General features: G+C 64.6%; 15 protein-coding genes and 3 tRNA genes. 5 read left to right on the forward strand and 13 right to left on the reverse strand.

What is annotated here, in order from left to right; all coding sequences use genetic code 11:
- The 13 genes from rpsL to FRZ44_RS14685 all read right to left on the reverse strand — a co-directional run bounded on the left by rpsL (position 1) and on the right by FRZ44_RS14685 (position 14,833).
- Positions 1 to 372, reverse strand: a complete 372-nt coding sequence (gene rpsL / locus FRZ44_RS14625; RefSeq protein ID WP_151116751.1) for a 30S ribosomal protein S12 — start codon at positions 370 to 372, stop codon at positions 1 to 3.
- Between the two features lie 656 nt (positions 373 to 1,028).
- On the reverse strand, positions 1,029 to 5,195 hold the full coding sequence (rpoC, locus tag FRZ44_RS14630) for a DNA-directed RNA polymerase subunit beta' (RefSeq protein WP_151177884.1): 4,167 nt from the start codon (positions 5,193 to 5,195) through the stop codon (positions 1,029 to 1,031).
- An 11-nt stretch (positions 5,196 to 5,206) separates the two neighbouring features.
- Positions 5,207 to 9,370: a DNA-directed RNA polymerase subunit beta gene (gene rpoB / locus FRZ44_RS14635; protein ID WP_151177885.1), complete on the reverse strand. Its 4,164-nt coding sequence runs from the start codon at positions 9,368 to 9,370 to the stop codon at positions 5,207 to 5,209.
- A gap of 274 nt (positions 9,371 to 9,644) precedes the next feature.
- Positions 9,645 to 10,019 (reverse strand): 50S ribosomal protein L7/L12, encoded by a 375-nt coding sequence (gene rplL, locus FRZ44_RS14640; RefSeq protein WP_151177886.1) that lies wholly within the window; start codon positions 10,017 to 10,019, stop codon positions 9,645 to 9,647.
- A 54-nt stretch (positions 10,020 to 10,073) separates the two neighbouring features.
- Positions 10,074 to 10,595: a 50S ribosomal protein L10 gene (rplJ, locus tag FRZ44_RS14645; protein ID WP_151177887.1), complete on the reverse strand. Its 522-nt coding sequence runs from the start codon at positions 10,593 to 10,595 to the stop codon at positions 10,074 to 10,076.
- A 419-nt stretch (positions 10,596 to 11,014) separates the two neighbouring features.
- Positions 11,015 to 11,707 carry a 50S ribosomal protein L1 gene (gene rplA / locus FRZ44_RS14650; protein ID WP_151177888.1) on the reverse strand — a complete coding sequence of 231 codons (693 nt, stop codon included), beginning with the start codon at positions 11,705 to 11,707 and terminating at the stop codon, positions 11,015 to 11,017.
- 3 nt (positions 11,708 to 11,710) lie between these two features.
- Positions 11,711 to 12,139: a 50S ribosomal protein L11 gene (rplK, locus tag FRZ44_RS14655; RefSeq protein ID WP_151177889.1), complete on the reverse strand. Its 429-nt coding sequence runs from the start codon at positions 12,137 to 12,139 to the stop codon at positions 11,711 to 11,713.
- Positions 12,140 to 12,322: 183 nt separating this feature from the next.
- A complete protein-coding gene (gene nusG / locus FRZ44_RS14660) occupies positions 12,323 to 12,850 on the reverse strand; it encodes a transcription termination/antitermination protein NusG (protein WP_151177890.1) in 528 nt (175 codons plus the stop codon).
- 2 nt (positions 12,851 to 12,852) lie between these two features.
- Positions 12,853 to 13,050 carry a preprotein translocase subunit SecE gene (secE, locus tag FRZ44_RS14665; RefSeq protein WP_151177891.1) on the reverse strand — a complete coding sequence of 66 codons (198 nt, stop codon included), beginning with the start codon at positions 13,048 to 13,050 and terminating at the stop codon, positions 12,853 to 12,855.
- A 51-nt stretch (positions 13,051 to 13,101) separates the two neighbouring features.
- Positions 13,102 to 13,178, reverse strand: a tRNA-Trp gene (locus FRZ44_RS14670).
- A 95-nt stretch (positions 13,179 to 13,273) separates the two neighbouring features.
- A complete protein-coding gene (gene tuf / locus FRZ44_RS14675) occupies positions 13,274 to 14,464 on the reverse strand; it encodes an elongation factor Tu (protein ID WP_151177881.1) in 1,191 nt (396 codons plus the stop codon).
- Between the two features lie 133 nt (positions 14,465 to 14,597).
- Positions 14,598 to 14,671 (reverse strand) — tRNA-Gly (locus FRZ44_RS14680).
- A 76-nt stretch (positions 14,672 to 14,747) separates the two neighbouring features.
- A tRNA-Tyr gene (locus tag FRZ44_RS14685) sits at positions 14,748 to 14,833 on the reverse strand.
- Between the two features lie 168 nt (positions 14,834 to 15,001).
- Between FRZ44_RS14685 and rlmB the strand changes: the two genes are divergently transcribed.
- The 5 genes from rlmB (at position 15,002) to FRZ44_RS14710 (ending at position 20,479) form a co-directional block, all read left to right on the forward strand.
- On the forward strand, positions 15,002 to 16,042 hold the full coding sequence (gene rlmB / locus FRZ44_RS14690) for a 23S rRNA (guanosine(2251)-2'-O)-methyltransferase RlmB (protein WP_151177892.1): 1,041 nt from the start codon (positions 15,002 to 15,004) through the stop codon (positions 16,040 to 16,042).
- A 33-nt stretch (positions 16,043 to 16,075) separates the two neighbouring features.
- Positions 16,076 to 16,561, forward strand: coding sequence for an EF-hand domain-containing protein (locus FRZ44_RS14695; protein WP_151177893.1), 486 nt, complete (start codon positions 16,076 to 16,078; stop codon positions 16,559 to 16,561).
- Between the two features lie 306 nt (positions 16,562 to 16,867).
- The gene (locus tag FRZ44_RS14700) at positions 16,868 to 18,454 is read left to right on the forward strand and encodes an ABC transporter substrate-binding protein (RefSeq protein ID WP_151177894.1); all 1,587 of its coding nucleotides are present in this window, start codon (positions 16,868 to 16,870) and stop codon (positions 18,452 to 18,454) included.
- 13 nt (positions 18,455 to 18,467) lie between these two features.
- A complete protein-coding gene (locus FRZ44_RS14705; protein WP_151177895.1) occupies positions 18,468 to 19,562 on the forward strand; it encodes an ABC transporter permease in 1,095 nt (364 codons plus the stop codon).
- Positions 19,559 to 20,479 (forward strand): ABC transporter permease, encoded by a 921-nt coding sequence (locus FRZ44_RS14710; protein ID WP_151177896.1) that lies wholly within the window; start codon positions 19,559 to 19,561, stop codon positions 20,477 to 20,479. Before FRZ44_RS14705 ends, FRZ44_RS14710 begins: the two co-directional genes overlap by 4 nt.
- Position 20,480 lies beyond the last annotated feature (1 nt).

Raw genomic sequence — 20,480 nt, forward strand, 5'->3', positions numbered from 1 at the left:
TCACTTCGGCCGCTTGGCGCCGTACTTCGAACGGCGCTGGCGGCGGTCCTTCACGCCCTGGGTATCGAGCGTGCCGCGGATGATGTGATAGCGAACGCCGGGCAGATCCTTCACGCGGCCGCCACGAATCATGACGACCGAATGTTCCTGCAGATTGTGGCCTTCGCCGGGGATGTAGCTGGTGACCTCGTAGCCGTTGGTCAGCCGGACGCGCGCGACCTTACGCAGCGCCGAGTTCGGCTTCTTCGGCGTCGTGGTGTAGACGCGCGTGCAAACGCCGCGCTTCTGCGGGCTCGAATTGAGCGCTGGCACCTTGTTACGGGCGGCCACCGGGCGACGCGGGCTGTTGATCAACTGATTGATCGTCGGCATCGGCTATAGGTCCTCGTACGGTTGCAAAACCGCGATGCAAACGACCGCGCCGAGCCAAAGATTCGGCTCGTGCGGCCAGAAAAATGGTCGCCAGGGGCAAGGCCCCGATGGGCGACCTATGTGGTTCGTTCGTGCTTTTCGGCGGCGCTGCGTCTAGACCGTTTTCAGGTCTACCACCAGCCCCGGAAGGCGCGCGGATAATATGAATCGCCCCCCACCCCGTCAAGCGCGAAACAGTAAGAAAATTCATTGCATTGCAGGCTGTTCCGGGGACTTGGGCGCGTCCGCGTCAATCTTCAATTAACCCAGGGATTCTGCGGGCTTCGGCAGAGAGCCTAGGACTCTATCCACAAGCCCGCCGCGACCGCCCGGCCGCGGCGAGGACGGGGATTGGCGCTCGCCCGCAGCCGCTCCGGCCGCCCAGTGATAGGAAATTACATATATAGTTCAATAGCCTGTAACCGATTCTCCCGGAAGACCTCTGCAAGAACCGCCGGGATCCCTGGAATCCATGCAGTCTCTGCAAGACTCCTCGCCGGGGCGGTCATGTCGCACCCCGGAACGGCCGAGGGGCCTGTCTCCCGCGCGGGAGAACAAGCCCCTCGTCATTCTTGCGCTGCCGGCCGGGACGAAAACCGCCCCGGCGGCAATCCCGATCAGGCGACTTCCGACTGCCCTTCGTTGGCAGGCGGCAGGGCCGGTTGAGCCTGGGCGGCGGTGAGCACCTTGTCGCGATCGGCCGCGAGCTGGCGCAGCCGGTTCATGACGGCACCGGTACCCGCCGGGATCAGGCGGCCGACGATCACGTTCTCCTTGAGGCCCGTCAGCTGGTCGATGCGACCGGAGACGGCAGCCTCGGTGAGCACGCGGGTCGTCTCCTGGAACGACGCGGCGGAGATGAAGGAGTTGGTCTGCAGGCTGGCCTTGGTGATGCCCTGCAGGACCGGCATGCATTTCGCCGGACGACCGTTCTCCCGCTCCGCCTTGTTGTTGGCGATCTCGAACTCGGAGCGATCGATCTGCTCGCCGACCAGGAAGGTCGTGTCGCCAGGCTCGGTGATCTCGACCTTCTGCAGCATCTGGCGAACGATCACCTCGATGTGCTTGTCGTTGATCTTCACGCCCTGCAACCGATAGACCTCCTGAATCTCCTTGATCAGGTAGTTCGCCAGCGCCTCGACACCCAGCACGTTCAGGATGTCGTGCGGCACCGGATTGCCGTCCATCAGCAGATCGCCGCGCTGCACATAGTCGCCTTCCTGGACGCTGATATGCTTGCCCTTCGGGATCAGGTATTCGATCGGCTGGCGATCGCCCTCCTCCGGCACCACCATGATGCGGCGCTTGGTCTTGTAGTCCTTGCCGAACTCGACGCGGCCGGCGGTGTCGCTGATGATCGCGTAGTCCTTCGGCTTGCGGGCCTCGAACAACTCGGCGACGCGCGGCAGACCGCCGGTGATGTCGCGGGTCTTGGAGGATTCGCGCGGGATACGCGCCAGCACGTCGCCGGCCCGGACATGAGCCCCGTTCTCGATCGACAGGATGGCGTCGACCGAGAGGAAGTACCGGGCCTCGATGCCGTTGGGCAGCGTGATGAGCTCGCCGCTCTGGTCGCGCAGGGTGATACGCGGCTTCAGCTCGTTGCCGCGCGGCTGCTGCTTCCAGTCCACCACGACGCGGCTGGAGATGCCGGTCGTCTCGTCGAGCACTTCGCGCATCGACACGCCGTCGACCAGGTCGACATAGTTGGCGATGCCTTCGCGCTCCGTGATGATCGGCAGCGTGTAGGGATCCCACTCGGCGAGCTTCGTGCCCTTGGCGACCTTCGCTCCGTCGTCCACCAGCAGCTTGGCGCCGTAGGGGACGCGGTGGCGGGCCTTCTCGCGGTTGGCTTCGTCGCGCAGCACGATCTCGCAATTGCGGCCCATCACCACCGGCACGCCCAGGCTGTTCAAGACCACATTGCGGTTCTTGATCTCGACCTTGGCCTCGAACGCCGCCTCGACGCTCGACTGCTCGGCGCCGCGCTGAACGGCGCCGCCGATGTGGAAGGTACGCATCGTGAGCTGGGTACCCGGCTCGCCGATCGACTGCGCGGCAATGACGCCGACAGCCTCGCCGATGTTCACGGTCGTGCCGCGGGCGAGATCGCGCCCATAGCACTTGCCGCAGACGCCGACTTCGGTCTCGCAGGTCAGCACCGAGCGGATCAGGACCGTATCGACGCCGGCACGGTCGATGACGTCGACCTTGTCCTCGTCGATCAGGTCGCCCGCACCCACCAGGATCCGCCCGGAGAGCGGGTCCTTGACGTCCACGGCCGACGAACGGCCGAGGATACGCTCGGCCAGGGGCGCGATCACCTCGCCGCCCTCGACCACCGCCTTCACCGTGAGGCCGCGGGTCGTGCCGCAATCCACTTCGGTGATGATGCAGTCCTGGGCGACGTCCACGAGACGGCGGGTCAGGTAGCCCGAGTTTGCGGTCTTGAGCGCGGTGTCGGCCAGGCCCTTACGTGCGCCGTGGGTCGAGTTGAAGTACTCGAGCACGGTCAGGCCTTCCTTGAAGTTCGAGATGATCGGCGTCTCGATGATTTCGCCCGACGGCTTGGCCATCAGGCCGCGCATGCCGGCGAGTTGCTTGATCTGCGCCGCCGAACCGCGGGCGCCCGAATGGGCCATCATGTAGACCGAGTTGATGTCGCGGCCCGTCGACTTCTCCGACATGACCTTCATCATCTCGTCGGCGACGCGCTCGGTGCACTGCGACCAGACGTCGACGACCTTGTTGTACTTCTCGCCTTGGGTGATCAGGCCGTCGAGATACTGCTGCTCGTACTCCTTGACCTTCTTGTTGGCTTCGACGACCAGCTTTTCCTTGGCTTTCGGAATAATCAGGTCGTCCTTGCCGAAGGACATGCCGGCGCGGCAGGCGTTGGAGAAGCCCATGCCCATGAGACGGTCGGCGAAAATGACCGTCTCCTTCTGGCCGCAATGGCGATAGACGATGTCGATGACGTTGGTGATCTCCTTCTTGGTGAGAAGGCGATTGACCAGGTCGATCGGCACGTTCGGATTGCGCGGCAGGATCTGCGACAGCAGCATGCGGCCCGGGGTCGTCGCGATCACCTTGGTGATCGGCTGACCGTCGGCACCGATCCAGCTGCAGCGCGCCCTGATCGGCGAGTGCATGGTGATGACCTGATGGGTCATTGCATGCTCGATCTCGGCGATCGTGCCGAACGCCATGCCGGCGCCCGGCTCGTTCTTGCCTTCCATCGTCATGTAGTAGAGGCCGAGCACGATGTCCTGCGACGGCACGATGATCGGCTTGCCATTCGCGGGGCTCAGGATGTTGTTGGTCGACATCATGAGCACGCGCGCCTCGAGCTGGGCTTCCAGCGAGAGCGGCACATGGACCGCCATCTGGTCGCCGTCGAAGTCGGCATTGAAGGCCGTGCAGACCAGCGGATGGAGCTGGATCGCCTTGCCCTCGATCAGCACCGGCTCGAAGGCCTGGATGCCGAGACGATGCAGGGTCGGCGCGCGGTTCAACAGCACCGGATGCTCGCGGATCACCTCTTCGAGGATGTCCCACACCTCCGGCCGTTCCTTCTCGACCATGCGCTTGGCGGCCTTGATGGTCGACGCCATGCCATAGAGCTCGAGCTTGGAATAGATGAAGGGCTTGAACAGCTCGAGCGCCATCTTCTTCGGCAGGCCGCACTGATGCAGCTTCAGCTCCGGACCGACGACGATGACCGAACGGCCCGAATAGTCGACGCGCTTGCCGAGCAGGTTCTGACGGAACCGGCCCTGCTTGCCCTTGAGCATGTCGCTCAGCGACTTCAGCGGACGCTTGTTGGCGCCGGTGATGACGCGGCCGCGCCGGCCGTTGTCGAACAGCGCGTCCACGGCTTCCTGCAGCATGCGCTTCTCGTTGCGCACGATGATGTCGGGCGCGCGCAGCTCGATCAGCCGCTTCAGGCGGTTGTTACGGTTGATGACGCGGCGATAGAGGTCGTTCAGGTCCGAGGTCGCGAAGCGGCCACCGTCGAGCGGCACCAGCGGGCGCAGCTCGGGCGGGATCACCGGGATGACCTCGAGGATCATCCAGGAGGGATGGCTGCCGGATTCGAGGAACGCCTCGACCAGCTTCAACCGCTTGACCAGCTTCTTTCGCTTGGCCTCGGAGGTCGTGTCCTTCAGGTCGGCCATCATGGTGACCCGCTCCTGCTCGAGGTCGATCGCCTCGAGCATGGTGCGGAGCGCCTCGGCGCCAATCGAGGCCTGGAAGGCCTCCTCGCCGAACTCGTCCTGCGCGTTGAGGTACTGTTCCTCCGAGAGCAGCTGATGGCGCTTGAGCGGGGTCAGGCCCGGCTCGACCACCACGAAGTTCTCGAAATAGAGGATCCGCTCCAGCTCCTTCAGCGTCATGTCGAGCAAGAGACCGATGCGGCTCGGCAGCGACTTCAGGAACCAGATATGGGCGACGGGCGAGGCCAGCTCGATATGGCCCATGCGCTCGCGGCGCACCTTCGAGAGCGTGACTTCGACGCCGCACTTCTCGCAGATGATGCCGCGATACTTCATGCGCTTGTACTTGCCGCACAAGCACTCGTAGTCCTTGATCGGCCCGAAGATGCGGGCGCAGAACAGACCGTCACGCTCCGGCTTGAAGGTCCGGTAGTTGATGGTCTCGGGCTTCTTGATCTCGCCATAGGACCAGGAGCGGATGCGCTCCGGGCTGGCGATCGAGATGCGGATCTCGTCGAAGCTTTGCGGGGTGGTGACCTGGGTAACGACGTTGAGCAGCTCGTTCATCGAACGCTCCTTTAATAGCTACGCTGATTGAGCTCGACATTGAGGCCGAGCGAACGGAGTTCCTTGACGAGCACGTTGAAGGATTCCGGAATGCCCGCTTCGAAGTTGTCGTCGCCGCGCACGATCGCCTCGTAGACCTTGGCGCGGCCGGAGACGTCGTCGGACTTGACCGTAAGCATTTCCTGCAGCGTGTAGGCGGCGCCGTAGGCTTCGAGGGCCCACACCTCCATTTCGCCGAAGCGCTGGCCGCCGAACTGGGCCTTGCCGCCCAGCGGCTGCTGGGTGACCAGGCTGTAGGGGCCGATCGACCGGGCGTGGATCTTGTCGTCCACCAGGTGATGCAGCTTCAGCATGTAGATGTAGCCGACCGTGACCTTCCGCTCGAAGGGCTCGCCGGTGCGACCGTCGACCAGGGTGACCTGGCCGGAGGGATCGAGGCCGGCTTCCTTCAGCATCTTCACGATGTCGTCCTCGCGGGCGCCGTCGAACACGGGCGACGCGATCGGCACGCCGTCCTTCAGATGGCTGGCGAGCTCGACCACCTGGGAATCGTCCAGGCTGCCGATTTCCTGCTTGTAGACCGCATCGCCATAGATGTGCTTCAGGTCGTTGCGCAGATCGCCGACCTTGCCGGACTGCACGACGCGATCGAGCATCTGGCTGACCTGGCGGCCGAGATTGGCGCAAGCCCATCCCAGATGCGTCTCCAGGATCTGCCCGACATTCATGCGGCTCGGCACGCCCAGCGGGTTCAGCACGATGTCGACCTGGGTGCCGTCCTCGAGATAGGGCATGTCCTCGATCGGGACGATCTTGGAGATCACGCCCTTGTTGCCGTGACGGCCGGCCATCTTGTCGCCCGGCTGCAGCTTGCGCTTCACCGCGACGAACACCTTGACCATCTTCATCACGCCCGGGGGCAGCTCGTCGCCGCGCTGCAGCTTCTCGACCTTGTTCTCGAAGCGGGCCGAGAGCGCGTCGATCTGCTCCTGGAACTGCTTCTTGAGGGCCTCGATGTCGGCCATGCGCTTGTCGGCCTTGACCGTGATCTGGCGCCAGCTGTGATGGTTCATCTCGGCCAGCATCTTGTCGGTCAGCTTGGTCTCGGGCTTCAGGTTCTTCGGCCCCGTCACCACGACCTGGTTGAGCAGCAGCTCGTGGAGGCGGTTATGGAAGCTCCGCTCCAGGATCGCCTTTTCGTCGTCGCGGTCCTTGGCCAGGCGCTCGATCTCGGCCCGCTCGATGGCGAGCGCTCGCTCGTCCTTGTCGACGCCGCGCCGCGAGAACACGCGCACCTCGACGATCGTGCCCGACACGCCCGGCGGCAGCCGGAGCGAGGTGTCGCGCACGTCCGAGGCCTTCTCGCCGAAGATCGCGCGCAGCAGCTTCTCTTCCGGCGTCATCGGCGATTCGCCCTTCGGCGTCACCTTGCCCACCAGAATGTCGCCCGGCTTCACCTCGGCGCCGATATAGACGATGCCCGCCTCGTCGAGGTTCTTGAGGGCTTCCTCGCCGACGTTCGGGATGTCACGGGTGATTTCTTCCTGGCCCAGCTTGGTATCGCGGGCCATCACCTCGAACTCCTCGATATGGATCGAGGTGAAGACGTCGTCGCTGACGATCCGCTCGGAGATCAGGATCGAGTCTTCGAAGTTGTAGCCCTGCCAGGGCATGAAGGCGCAGAGCACGTTGCGGCCGAGCGCCAGCTCGCCCAGATCCGTGGAGGGGCCGTCGGCGATGATGTCGCCGGCCTTCACGATGTCCCCCACCTTCACCAGCGGACGCTGGTTGATGCAGGTGTTCTGGTTCGAGCGCTGGAACTTCAGCAGGTTGTAGATGTCGACGCCGGGCGCGTCCGACCGGGTTTCCTCGGTCGCACGGATGACCATGCGGGTCGCGTCGATCTGGTCGACGATGCCCGAGCGCTTGGCGGCGATGGCGACGCCGGAATCCCGGGCCACCGTCTCCTCCATGCCGGTGCCGACCAGCGGCGCCTCGGCGCGCAGGAGCGGAACCGCCTGACGCTGCATGTTCGAGCCCATCAGCGCGCGGTTGGCGTCGTCGTTCTCGAGGAACGGGATGAGCGCCGCGGCCACCGAGACGAGCTGCTTCGGGGACACGTCCATGTAGTCGATGTCCTCGGGCCGCGCCATGACGAAGTCGCCGCCGCGCCGGCAGGAGATCAGGTCGGACGTGAACTTGCCCTTGGCATCGAGCTCGGCATTGGCCTGGGCGATCGTATACTTGCCCTCTTCCATCGCCGACAGATAGGCCACGTCCTTCGTCACATGCGCCTTCTCGACCTTGCGGTACGGGCTCTCGATGAAGCCGTACTGGTTGATGCGGGCGTAGGTGGCGAGGCTGTTGATCAGGCCGATATTCGGACCTTCGGGGGTCTCGATCGGGCAGATGCGGCCGTAATGCGTCGGATGCACGTCGCGCACCTCGAAGCCGGCACGCTCGCGGGTCAGACCGCCCGGCCCGAGGGCCGAGAGGCGCCGCTTGTGCGTGATCTCCGAGAGCGGGTTGGTCTGGTCCATGAACTGCGAGAGCTGCGAGGAACCGAAGAACTCGCGCACCGCCGCCGCCGCCGGCTTGGCGTTGATCAGGTCGTGCGGCATCACGGAATCGATCTCGACCGAACTCATGCGCTCGCGGATCGCGCGCTCCATGCGCAGGAGGCCGATGCGGTACTGGTTCTCGAGCAGCTCGCCGACCGACCGGACGCGGCGATTGCCGAGATGGTCGATGTCGTCGATCTCGCCGCGGCCGTCCTTCAGTTCGACCAGCATGCGGACGATCTGCAGGATGTCATCCTTGCGCAACACGCGCACGGTATCCTCGGTGGTGAGGCTGAGGCGCGAATTCATCTTCACGCGGCCCACGGCCGAGAGGTCGTAGCGCTCGGAGTCGAAGAACAGGCCCTGGAACAGCACCTCGGCCGTGTCGAGCGTCGGCGGCTCGCCGGGGCGCATGACGCGGTAGATGTCGATCAGCGCTTCCTCGCGCGAATTGTTCTTGTCCGCCATCAGCGTGTTGCGGATGTAGGGGCCGACATTGACATGGTCGATCGCCAGCACCGGGATCGCATTGATCCCCGCCGCCTCGAGCTCGGCCACCAGCTTCTCGGTCAGCTCATGGCCGGCCTCGATGAAGATCTCGCCGGTCTTCTCGTTGATCAGATCGGCCGCGACATAGCGCCCGACCAGATCCTCGATCGGCACCAGCTGCTCCTTGAGACCCGCTTCCTGCAGCTTCTTGGCGAGGCGCGGCGACATCTTGGTGCCGGCTTCGGCCACGGCCTTGCCGGTCTTCGCGTCGACCAGGTCGTGCGCGAGCTTCACGCCCTTCATCCGCTCGGGATCGAAGGTCGTCTGCCAGCCCTTCTTGGTCCGGTTATAGGTGGTCTGGCCGTAGAAGAAGGCCAGGATCTCCTCGGCCGACATGCCGCCGAAACGGCGATCCTCGTCGGTGATCTCCTCGTCCTTGCGGATCTTCTGCACCACGCCCTGCCCGGCCAGCGCCATGAACAGCGTCGTCACCGGCAGCTTGCGGCGGCGGTCGATACGGACATAGACGAGGTCCTTGGCGTCGAACTCGAAGTCGAGCCAGGAGCCGCGATAGGGGATCACGCGGGCGGCGAACAGGTACTTGCCCGAGGAATGGGTCTTGCCCTTGTCGTGGTCGAAGAAGACACCCGGCGAACGGTGCATCTGGCTGACGATCACGCGTTCGGTGCCGTTGACGATGAAGGTGCCGTTCGCCGTCATGAGCGGCATGTCGCCCATATAGACGTCCTGCTCCTTGATGTCGCGGATCGAGCGCGCACCGGTCTCCTCGTCCACGTCCCACACGACGAGGCGCAAGGTCACCTTGAGCGGGGCGGCGAAGGTCATGCCGCGCTGCTGGCATTCCTCGACGTCGTATTTCGGCTCTTCGAGCTCGTAGCGCACGAACTGCAGTTCCGACCGCTCGGAGAAGTCCTTGATCGGGAAGACCGACCGGAACACTTCCTGGAGGCCGACGCTCACGCGCTGTTCCGGGGTCACGCCGATCTGCAGGAAATGATCGTAGGAGCTCTTCTGCACCTCGATCAGGTTCGGCATCCGGGTGATCTCCGGAATACGGCCGAACGACTTGCGGATCCGCTTACGTCCCGTGAAGGAATTCGTCATTGCTTGTCCTCGCCTCGCGCGTCACGCCCGACATCCGGGCCCAGGAATCCCTCGGGGGACTCCTACCGGCAGGTTTTCGCGAATCAGGCGGCTCTCGCCGTTCGCCCGGGCCCTATCCGTGCCCGGCGCCGCGTTTCGATTTCTCGGGGATGCGGCGATCCCAAATCCGACGGGCCCTTCCCGGTCCGCGGGCGACGCGGCCACCGTTCCCGGTGTTCCGGAAACGGTGGCCTTGTCGTTCGCAGCCGGGAACCCGGCGTCGCGAGTGAGCTGACTACTTCAGCTGAACCTTCGCGCCGGCTTCCTCGAGCTTCTTCTTCATCGCCTCGGCCTCCGCCTTCGGCACGCCGTCCTTCACCGTCTTGGGCGCACCCTCGACGAGATCCTTGGCCTCCTTGAGGCCGAGGCTGGTGATGGCGCGGACTTCCTTAATCACGTTGATCTTCTTGTCGCCGCCTTCCACGAGGATGACGGAGAACTCGGTCTGCTCCGCAGCGGGAGCAGCGGCAGCGGCGCCACCGGCAGCAGCCACCGCGACCGGTGCTGCAGCCGACACGCCCCACGCCTCTTCGAGCTTCTTCGAGAGCTCGGCCGCCTCGAGGACGGTGAGCTTCGACAGTTCGTCGACCAACTTCTGCAAATCAGCCATTTCAACTTCTCCTAAGGCTTGAACGTTTTTCTGGGTTTGGCTCGGAGCGGCGCGTCACGACGCGCTGCTCTCTTTCGTCGCGTAGGCATTGAACACACGGGCCAACTGGCCGGCAGGCGCCGCCAGAACCGTGGCGACACGCGTCGCCGGGGTCTGCAGCAAGCCGACGAGCTTGGCGCGAAGCTCATCGAGCGACGGCAGGCTGGCGAGGGCCTTGATCCCTTCGGGATCGAGGACCAGGCTGCCCAGCATGCCGCCGGCGATGGAAAGCTTCTCGTTGTCCTTCGCGTAGGTGATCGCCACCTTCGCTGCCGCCACCGGATCCTTGGAATAGGCGAGTGCCGTGGTTCCGGTGAGCAGATCAGACAGGCCCGTGAATTTGGTGCCTTCGAGAGCGCGACGAGCGAGCCGATTCTTGGCCACGCGGTAGCCTGCACCGGCTGCACGCATCTTACGCCGCAGGTCCGTGACCTCAGCCACGGTCAAGCCGGCCCGGCGTGTCACCACGACGAGTTCGGCGTCCTTCAGCGTATTGTGCAGCGAGGTGATCAGCTCCAGTTTTTCGGATCGGTCCACTGATCGTCTCCGCTTGGGGCGCTTGGGCTCGATCGCTTTCGCGACCGCCCCTCGAGCCCCGGTTGCTCGATGGACATCCGGTGACTTGGCGTCCCCGGACGTCCGGTTCGGCCTGTCCCAGAAGTTCAAGCCCAGAGGCGCCAGGCCGGGGGCGTCCCGACGGGACTGCCCTTGCTGCCGCTCTGAAACTCGTTCTCCCGTCTATGCAGGGTGTGGGACAAGTCCCACCGGATTAAGCCCTTGGCGACCCCTGTCAGGCCGCTTCAAGGCACCCGCAGTCTCGGACAGGTGCGGCCGGCTTCGATCCCCTAGGGATCTCGTCCGACCTTCCCGACATCTCGGTTTCCCGGTCTGCCGGTATTCAAACGCGGCTCGAAGGACCGCCCCGAAAGGGACGGCCCGACGAACCGAAAGAAAACTCAGCCGACGACCGTCGCGACGTCGAGCTTCACGCCCGGGCCCATGGTCGAGCTGATGGAGACCTTCTTGAGGAAGGTGCCCTTCGCACCGGCCGGCTTGGCGCGGTTGATCGCGCCCACGAACGCCTTCACGTTGTCGGCGATCGCCGCCTCGCTGAAGCTGGCCTTGCCGATGCCGGCATGGATCAGCCCCGACTTCTCGGCGCGGAATTCGACCTGCCCGCCCTTGGTCGCCTTGACCGCCTCGGCGACGTCGTTGGTGACGGTGCCGAGCTTCGGGTTCGGCATCAGGCCGCGCGGGCCCAGCACCTTACCCAGACGACCCACCAGCGCCATCATGTCCGGCGTGGCGATGACGCGATCGAACTCGATCTGGCCGGCATTGACCTTTTCCGCCAGATCCTCGGCCCCGACGATGTCGGCGCCGGCATCCTTGGCGATCTTCGCCTTGTCGCCCTTGGCGAACACGGCCACGCGCAGCGACTTGCCGGTGCCGTGAGGCAGTTGCACCACGCCACGCACGTTCTGGTCGGCATGACGCGGATCGATGCCGAGGTTGAGCGAGATCTCGATCGTCTCGTCGAACTTCGCCGTCGCGTTGCCCTTGATGATCTTCACGGCGTCGTTGATGGCATAGAACGCGTCGCGGTCGATGCCCTCATAAGCCTTGCGCAGTCTCTTTCCCGTTGCCATGGCTTACCCCACCACCTCGAGGCCCATCGAGCGCGCGGTGCCCTTGATCATCTGGGCGGCCGCGTCGACGTCATGGGCGTTCAGGTCCTTCATCTTCTGCTCGGCGATCTTGCGAACCTGCGCCATCGTCACCTTGCCGACGAAGCCGCGGCCCGTGGTCTGGGCGCCCTTCTCGATGCCGGCCGCCTTGAGCAGGAAGTAGCTCGCGGGCGGGGTCTTGGTGATGAAGGTGAAGGAGCGATCCGAGAACGCGGTGATGACCACCGGAATCGGCATTCCCGCTTCCATACCCTGCGTCGCAGCGTTGAACTGCTTGCAGAACTCCATGATGTTCAGGCCGCGCTGGCCCAGTGCCGGACCCACCGGCGGCGAGGGATTCGCCTTCCCGGCCGGGATCTGCAGCTTGATATAGCCTTCGATCTTCTTTGCCATGTTCCTACCTCAGTTCTTTCCTGCATCGATGCAGGCCCGCCGAAATCACGTCGGCGGGCGCGTCGGATCCCGTCTGGACCCCCAAGGCGCGCGGTTGATCGGCCCTGGCCAGGCCTCCCGCACCAAAGCCGCATCCGGACAGCTGCCCGAGACGCGGCGCCATTCCCGCGGAGCCGAGGAAGCTCAGAGCTTCTCGACCTGCGAGTATTCGAGTTCGACCGGCGTGGCGCGACCGAAGATCGACACGGCCACCTTGAGGCGCCCGCGCTCTTCGTCCACTTCCTCCACCAGCCCGTTGAACGAGGTGAAGGGGCCGTCCGCGACGCGGACCTGCTCGCCCACCTCGAACACCACCGAACGCTTCGGGCGCTCGATGCCTTCCTTCACCTGATTCTGGATCCGCTCCGCCTCCGCATCGGAAATCGGCGACGGACGACCCTTGCCGCCGAGGAAGCCGGTCACCTTCGGTGTGTTCTTCACCAGATGCCAGCTCTCGTCGGTCATATCCATCTTCACCAGCACATAGCCGGGGAAGAACTTGCGCTCGGCATTGACCTTCGAGCCGCGGCGCACCTCGACGACCTCTTCGGTCGGCACCAGCACTTCCTCGATCTCGGTCATGCCGGCCTGCTGCGCCTGCTCGCGGATCGACTGCGCGACCTTGCGCTCGAACCCGGAATAGACATGCACCACGTACCAACGCTGAGCCATCGTCAGCCCCCCAACCCGATTACGTAGCGCATCACCAGGGCCAGCACCTGATCCACGAGGAAGAAGAAAATGGCGGCAAGCACCACCATCGCGAACACCATCGCCGTGGTGATGGCGGTTTCCTTGCGGGTCGGCCATGTGACCTTGCCGACTTCCTGGCGGACTTGCCGGGCAAACTCTAACGGGTTGATCTTCGCCATGCCTTCCATTCGAACCTTGAACCGATCGCGGTGCCCATTCAGTCCGGGCGGTGGCAGGAGTGGAGGGACTCGAACCCCCAACCCCCGGTTTTGGAGACCGGTGCTCTAGCCAATTGAGCTACACTCCTAAGACCCGCGCGCCGGTTCCGATCTCGAGGTCCCGGCTCTCTGGTCGAGGATGCCGTTCCCCGCTTACGGCTGCAGTCCTTGCTCCTAAAGCGCCCTATTCGATGATGGAGGCGACGACGCCGGCGCCGACGGTACGACCGCCCTCGCGGATGGCGAAGCGCAGGCCTTCATCCATCGCGATCGGCGCGATCAGATGCACCTCCATCGCGATGTTGTCACCCGGCATCACCATTTCCGTGCCCGCCGGCAGAACCACCGTCCCCGTCACGTCCGTCGTCCGGAAGTAGAACTGCGGGCGGTAGTTCGAGAAGAACGGCGTATGACGGCCGCCCTCCTCCTTCGTCAGGATGTAGGCCTCGGCCTTGAACTTCGTGTGCGGCGTGATCGCGCCCGGCTTCGACAGAACCTGGCCCCGCTCCACTTCCTCGCGCTTCGTGCCGCGCAAGAGCGCGCCGATGTTGTCGCCAGCCTCGCCGTAGTCCAGCAGCTTGCGGAACATCTCGACGCCCGTCACGATCGTCTTCGTCGTCGGACGCAGACCCACGATCTCCACTTCGTCGCCGACCTTCACCGACCCGCGCTCGATGCGGCCCGTCACCACCGTCCCGCGGCCCGAGATCGAGAACACGTCCTCGATCGGCATCAGGAACGGACGGTCCTTCGCGCGCTCAGGCTGCGGAATGCTCGTATCCACCGCCTGCATCAGCTGCAGGATCGCGTCGTGGCCCAGCTTCGGCTCCCGGTTCTCCAGCGCGCACAAGGCCGAGCCCCGGATCATCGGAATGGTGTCGCCCGGGAAGTTGTAGGAGGTCAGAAGCTCGCGAACCTCGAGCTCCACCAGTTCCAGAAGCTCCGGATCGTCCACCATGTCGCACTTGTTCAGGAACACCACCAGCGCCGGAACGCCGACCTGGCGCGCCAGCAGGATGTGCTCGCGCGTCTGCGGCATCGGACCGTCCGCCGCCGAGACCACCAGGATCGCGCCGTCCATCTGCGCGGCACCCGTGATCATGTTCTTCACATAGTCGGCATGGCCAGGGCAGTCCACATGCGCGTAGTGACGGTTCTTCGTCTCATACTCAACATGCGCCGTGTTGATCGTGATCCCGCGCGCCTTCTCTTCCGGCGCCTTGTCGATCTGGTCGTAGGCCATGAACGTCGCCCCGCCCGTCTCCGCCAGCACCTTCGTGATCGCCGCCGTCAATGACGTCTTCCCGTGGTCGACGTGACCGATCGTCCCAATGTTGCAGTGCGGCTTGTTCCGCTCGAATTTCGCCTTCGCCATCGTGGTCGGTTCCTGCTGACTTGAGTCTTCTCTGTGGTAGCGCCGGCCCGCTTCGCGAAACCGACGCCCGTTCTTGCTTCTTCCGGCCTTAAGCCGCCGGTAGGGCTTCGACCCTTACGCTTGGTCCGTGGTTTGGAGCGGGTGACGGGAATCGAACCCGCGTAGCCAGCTTGGAAGGCTGGAGCTCTACCATTGAGCTACACCCGCGCTGTACCGCTCGATTCCTTCAGACTGCTGTGAACCCTCAAAGCGTTCGCGTCACCGCATACGTGGCCGAAGAGGATGGTGGAGGGGGTAGGATTCGAACCTACGTAGGCTTACGCCAACGGGTTTACAGCCCGTCCCCTTTAGCCACTCGGGCACCCCTCCGTACGCTCATTCTCGGTCGCGCGCGGAGTTGCGAACTATGTGGATTTACAGCAGCTTGTCAACTTCTAAACACACGAAAAGCGCCCCGTCGTCCGTTCCACACCACAGAGGCAACGGTCGAGGGCGGATCTTGGTAGCCGAATTGTGGAATGCAATGTAATCAGGGCCATGCGCAAAGGCAAGCCGCGTTTCCCGCAACCCCGCCCTGCTTCAAACCGTCACCCTGAAGCGGGGTCCCCCGGGCGTTCCAAGCCCGTCCCCACCTCGTCCGGCCCGTCCAAGCCCAGCCGCGCGGGGACCGGTGGCCCTCACGACTCGCGCCGAAAGCCCGGCAAACCCGAGGCCGAGCGCGGCCCTGCGCCCAGGGCCGAGGCAGATCGGTCGCCACCCCGTCCCGCTCCGCGCGAGCGGGAGTCCGAACCGGGCCCGAGCCGACGCCCGCCGCCGGAACGCGCCGGCACCAGCGGCTTCTGGCTCTATGGCCTCCATGCGGTCCGCGCCGCACTCGGCAATCCGCGGCGCCATATCCACCGCATTCTCGTGACCCGCGAGCTGGCGGGCGAACTGTTCGAGGGCATCGACCGGTCGGCCCGGCCCCGCCCCCTGCCGACCCCGGAATCGATGGACAAGGAGGGAATCGCCCGGCTGCTGCCGGCCGGCTCGGTCCATCAGGGCGTGGCCGCCCGGGTGGAACCCCTACCTTATATAACGATCGAAGACCTGACCGCCGACCTGGACGCCGAGGCCCCGGCCCTGGTGGTGGTGCTCGACCAGGTGAGCGATCCCCATAACGTCGGCGCGATCCTGCGCTCCGCCGCGGCTTTCGGCGCCCGCGGCCTGATCGTGACCGAGCGCCATGCGGCGCCCGAGACCGGGACCCTGGCCAAATCCGCCAGCGGTGCCCTGGATGTGGTGCCCCTGGTCCGCGTCAGCAACCTGGTCCGCGCGCTCGAGCTCCTGAAAAAAGCCAATTTCTGGTGTCTCGGTTTCGATGCCGACGCGCCGGACAGTCTGCCCAAGACCAAGCTCGCCCAGCGGGTGGCGCTGGTGCTGGGGTCGGAAGGGCGCGGCATGCGCCGCCTGACGCGGGAGGGCTGCGACCTTTTGCTCAGTTTGCCGACCGGGGGTCCGATCGATCAACTCAACGTGTCGAACGCCGCCGCGATTGCACTCTATGAATGGGCCCGCCAGCATGGGCGGCCTCGCTGATCGCCACCGATCGATTCCAAGGGCCGCCTCGTCATGAAGCTCAGAACCCTCACTATCGCCGCCCTGTTCATCCTGAGCTTCGCGATCGCCGGCGGCATGCTGCTTCTGAACGGATTGAGCGTGCTGGCACAGGACAAGATCATCGCGCCCGGCGCCAGCGACGCGCAGATCGACGTGTTCTTCAATCCGATCGACACCAACAATGACCGGGTCATCTCCTTCGATGAGTTCTCGGTCAAGCAGCAGGGCAACTTCGCCAAGCTCGACACGGACAAGAGCGGCCAGATCACGCTGGTGGAATATACCGTCGAGGCGCAGAGCAAGCCCGACAAGCTCGCCAAGGAAACCTCGAAGTTCGCCAGCCTCGACACGAATCAGGACGGCAGCCTGACGCTCGCGGAATTCGAGGCGCCGCGCCGCCAGCAGTTCGACGATATGGACGCCAACTGCGACGGCCAGATGTCCTGGGGCGAATTCGCCGCGACCGTGCGCAACAAGCCGATGCCGAAAAGCTGCTGACTGCCGCGCAGGCTCGGGCAAGAAAGATAAACTGCGGCCCCGCCGCAATCTTCCTTTCTTGAGTTGCGCCCTCGTCGCCTGTTCATTGGAGCGGCAACGGGTCCAGGGCGGCGAGACCGGCCGTTCGAGCGCCCCGCGGCAGCACCGGGATCCGCCAAAAAACCGACGTCTCCCACACAATTTCCCTTGAGCCGCCTCGGGATAACATGCGCTCATCGAGAGGGCTTGAATGGAAATCGCCCTGGGGCAGGCCTGCTGCCGGGACGATTCAATGAAAAATCGAGCGTCGACGGGAAGGAAATCACGATGAAGAAGTTTCTAGCGGCATTGGCCATCGGGGCCGGGCTGGCCCTGACCATGCCGGCCGCGCATGCGGCCACACCTGACGATACCCTGATCGAAGCCTGGCGCTTCGACGACATGATCTCGCTCGATCCGGCGGAGATGTACGAGATCTCGACCTACGAACTCGTGGGCAATGTCTATGTAACGCTGGTCTCGATCGATCCTCATGACACCAGCCACATCCTGCCGCGTGTCGCGGAGAGCTGGTCGGCCTCGGACGACGGGCTGACCTATACCTTCAAGCTGCGCGCCGGCCAGAAATTCCACAGCGGCAACGCGCTGACGGCCGCCGATGTCGTCTATTCCTTCCAGCGCCTCGCGGCGCTCGATCTGGCGCCCGCCTTCCTGATCACGGACCTGGGCATCTCGAAGGAGAATATGAACGACACGCTGAAGGCCGTGGACGACCTGACCTTCCAGTTCAAGGTCGACAAGCCCTACGCGCCCTCCTACGTGATCAACGTGCTCTCGGCGTCGAACTTCGCGATCGTCGACAGCAAGCTGCTGAAGAGCCACGAGACGAACGGCGACTGGGGCAATGGCTGGCTGAAGACGAATTCGGCCGGATCGGGACCCTTCATCCTGAAGAGCTGGAAGCCGGACGAGACTCTCGTCCTCGAGGCCAATCCCGACTATTACGGCGGCAAGCCGAAGCTGAAACGGATCGTCTGGCGCAACATCGCCGAGGAATCCGCGCAGCGCCTGCTGCTGGAATCCGGCGACGTCGATATCGCGCGCAATCTCTCGGCCGACCAGCTCGATGGCCTGCGCAAGAAGGGCGGCTTCGAGGTCACCTCGACGCCGCAAAGCACCAGCCTCTATATCGGGATGAACCTCAAGAACAAATATCTGGCCGATCCCAAGGTGCGCGAGGCCATCCGCTATCTGGTCGATTATCAGGGGTTGGAAAAGACCGCGCTGCGCGAGCGGTACGTCACCAACCAGACGTTCCTGCCGAGCAGCTTCCTGGGCTATGTCGATTCCAATCCCTACAAGCTCGACGTCGCCAAGGCGAAATCGCTTCTGGCCGAAGCCGGCTATGCCGATGGCTTCGAGCTCTCGATCGATCTGGCATCGACCTTTCAGGAGCGCATGGACATCGCGCAAAGTCTGCAGGGAACGCTGGCCCAGGTCGGCATCAAGTTGAAGATCCTGTCGGAGGACGCAAAGACGGCGCTCACCAACTACCGGGCGCGCAAGCATGACCTCTATCTGGGCACCTGGGGCGTGGATTACTTCGATCCGAACACGAACATGGTGTTCGTGGCGAACTCGGACAATTCCGACGATCCGGCGAGCAAGCCGCTCTCCTGGCGCAACAGCTGGATCGATCCCGACATGACGGCCAAGGCCCAGGCCCTGCTGATGGAGCGCGACGACGCCAAGCGCAAGACGGGCTATCAGGATCTGATCAAGGCATGGCAGCCGGTCTCGCCCTTCGCCATGCTCTATCAGGAGGTCCAGGTCGCCGCCTACCTGCCCAAGGTCAAGAACTTCTTCCTCGGGCCCTCGGCGGAGACGACACTCTATCTGGACGTGAGCAAGTAAGAGCCCGCGCTTCATGTCGAAGCCCTCGGCAGCTTCGGCAACGGAAACCGACGCGATCCCGCCGGCCACGAGCGGCGCCTCCTCTCATCAGAGAGCGAGGCGTCTGCTTCTGGCCGGTTGGGAAACGCTGATTTCCGTCGCGGCGACCTTCTTCGGACTGCTCTTCATCACCTTCGTGATCGGCCGGCTCATGCCGGCCGATCCCCTCCTCGCCATCGTCGGCGAACGGGCCAGCGAAGAGACCTACAACCGGATCCGCGAAGAGCTGGGTTTGAACCTGCCGATCTGGCGGCAATTCCTGATCTATGCCTGGGACGTGGTGCGAGGCGATTTCGGGATGTCGGTGCTGACGGCCCGGCCCGTCTCCGAGGATCTCCTGCGCGTCTTCCCGGCGACGGCGGAGCTGTCCATCGTCGGCATCTTCATCGGCGTGGTCGCGGGCGTCCCGCTGGGGGTCTGGGCCGCGGTCTATCGCAACAGCTTCCTCGACCATGTCATGCGGGTGCTGGGGCTCGTCGGCTATTCGGTGCCGATCTTCTGGCTCGGCATCATGGGCCTCCTGGTCTTCTATCTCGAGCTGCAATGGGTCGCCGGACCCGGCCGGCTCGAAGTTTATCTCGACGGACAGGTGCCGACCGTGACCGGCATGATCCTGGTGGACTCCCTCATTGCCGGCGACTGGGAGGTCTTCAACAATGCCCTCAGTCACATCATCCTGCCGGCTTCGCTCCTGGGCTATTACTCCCTCGCCTATATCAGCCGCATGACCCGCAGCCTGATGCTGGAACAGCTCAACCAGGATTATCTCCTGACCGCGCGCATCAAGGGCATGCGGCAGAGCCGCCTCATCTGGCGCCATGCCTTCGGCAACATCCTGGTGCCGCTGATCACGGTGATCGCGCTCTCCTTCGCCGGATTGCTCGAAGGCTCGGTCCTGACCGAGACGGTCTTCGCCTGGCCGGGTATCGGCCGCTACATCACAAACGCGCTCTTGAACGCGGATATGAACGCCGTCCTCGGCGGCACCATCGTCGTCGGCACCGTCTTCGTCGGCGTCAATCTGCTGTCGGATGTGCTCTACCGGATCGTGGATCCGCGCGCGCGATGAGCAACGCCACGGACGTCGTCCGCCCCGGGCTCCGCGCCTGGCTCACGACCGATACGCCGGACTCCGGATGGCAAGCCGGCTGCGGCCGGCTCTATCGCGGCTGGCGCGTCTTCGCCCGCAACCCCCTCGCCCTCGTCGGGCTGGGAATTATCCTTCTCCTGGTCTTCTGCGCCGCCTTCGCGCCCTGGATCGCCACCGCCGATCCGACCGTCCAGGATCTCTCCTTGCGCCTGCAGCCGGCGAGCCCGGAACATTGGCTCGGCACCGACCGCATGGGCCGCGACACCTTCTCCGCCCTCGTCTATGGCGCGCGCGTCACGCTCTACATCGTCTGCCTCGCCCTGATCATCGCGGCCCCCATCGGCCTGCTGGTCGGCTCCACCGCCGGCTATATCGGCGGGCGCACCGACCGCGTGCTGATGCGCATCACCGACATCTTCTTTTCGTTTCCCCGACTGGTCCTCGCGCTGGCCTTCGTGGCGGCGCTGGGGCCGGGCCTCGACAATGCCGTCATCGCCATCGCGCTCACCGCCTGGCCTGCCTATGCGCGGGTCGCGCGCGCCGAGACCCTGGCGGTGCGCCGCAGCGATTTCATCGCGGCCGTGAAGGCGCAAGGCGCCAGCAGCTGGCGCATCATCACCCGCCATGTGATGCCGCTTTCCCTGCCCTCGGTCATCGTCCGCGCCACCCTCGACATGGCCGGCATCATCCTGACGGCCGCCGGCCTCGGTTTCCTGGGCCTGGGCGCCCAGCCGCCGACGCCCGAATGGGGCGCCATGATCTCGGTCGGCCGCCAGAACATCCTCGATCAATGGTGGGTCGCGGCCGCCCCGGGCCTCGCGATCTTCATCGTCAGCCTCGGCTTCAATCTTCTGGGCGACGGGTTGCGGGACGTGCTGGACCCGAAGACGTCATGAG

The organism is Hypericibacter terrae (genome assembly GCF_008728855.1).
Lineage (GTDB): Bacteria > Pseudomonadota > Alphaproteobacteria > Dongiales > Dongiaceae > Hypericibacter > Hypericibacter terrae.

What these genes read in the sequence shown, in the direction of transcription:
- rplK (WP_151177889.1), bottom strand. Translation starts at nt 12,139, where the DNA reads ATGGCAAAGAAGATCGAAGGCTATATCAAGCTGCAGATCCCGGCCGGG.
- FRZ44_RS14695 (WP_151177893.1), top strand. Translation starts at nt 16,076, where the DNA reads ATGAAGCTCAGAACCCTCACTATCGCCGCCCTGTTCATCCTGAGCTTC.
- secE (WP_151177891.1), bottom strand. Translation starts at nt 13,050, where the DNA reads ATGGCGAAGATCAACCCGTTAGAGTTTGCCCGGCAAGTCCGCCAGGAA.
- FRZ44_RS14700 (WP_151177894.1), top strand. Translation starts at nt 16,868, where the DNA reads ATGAAGAAGTTTCTAGCGGCATTGGCCATCGGGGCCGGGCTGGCCCTG.
- rplL (WP_151177886.1), bottom strand. Translation starts at nt 10,019, where the DNA reads ATGGCTGATTTGCAGAAGTTGGTCGACGAACTGTCGAAGCTCACCGTC.
- rplA (WP_151177888.1), bottom strand. Translation starts at nt 11,707, where the DNA reads ATGGCAACGGGAAAGAGACTGCGCAAGGCTTATGAGGGCATCGACCGC.
- nusG (WP_151177890.1), bottom strand. Translation starts at nt 12,850, where the DNA reads ATGGCTCAGCGTTGGTACGTGGTGCATGTCTATTCCGGGTTCGAGCGC.
- FRZ44_RS14710 (WP_151177896.1), top strand. Translation starts at nt 19,559, where the DNA reads ATGAGCAACGCCACGGACGTCGTCCGCCCCGGGCTCCGCGCCTGGCTC.
- rpoC (WP_151177884.1), bottom strand. Translation starts at nt 5,195, where the DNA reads ATGAACGAGCTGCTCAACGTCGTTACCCAGGTCACCACCCCGCAAAGC.
- tuf (WP_151177881.1), bottom strand. Translation starts at nt 14,464, where the DNA reads ATGGCGAAGGCGAAATTCGAGCGGAACAAGCCGCACTGCAACATTGGG.
- rlmB (WP_151177892.1), top strand. Translation starts at nt 15,002, where the DNA reads ATGCGCAAAGGCAAGCCGCGTTTCCCGCAACCCCGCCCTGCTTCAAAC.
- FRZ44_RS14705 (WP_151177895.1), top strand. Translation starts at nt 18,468, where the DNA reads ATGTCGAAGCCCTCGGCAGCTTCGGCAACGGAAACCGACGCGATCCCG.
- rpsL (WP_151116751.1), bottom strand. Translation starts at nt 372, where the DNA reads ATGCCGACGATCAATCAGTTGATCAACAGCCCGCGTCGCCCGGTGGCC.
- rpoB (WP_151177885.1), bottom strand. Translation starts at nt 9,370, where the DNA reads ATGACGAATTCCTTCACGGGACGTAAGCGGATCCGCAAGTCGTTCGGC.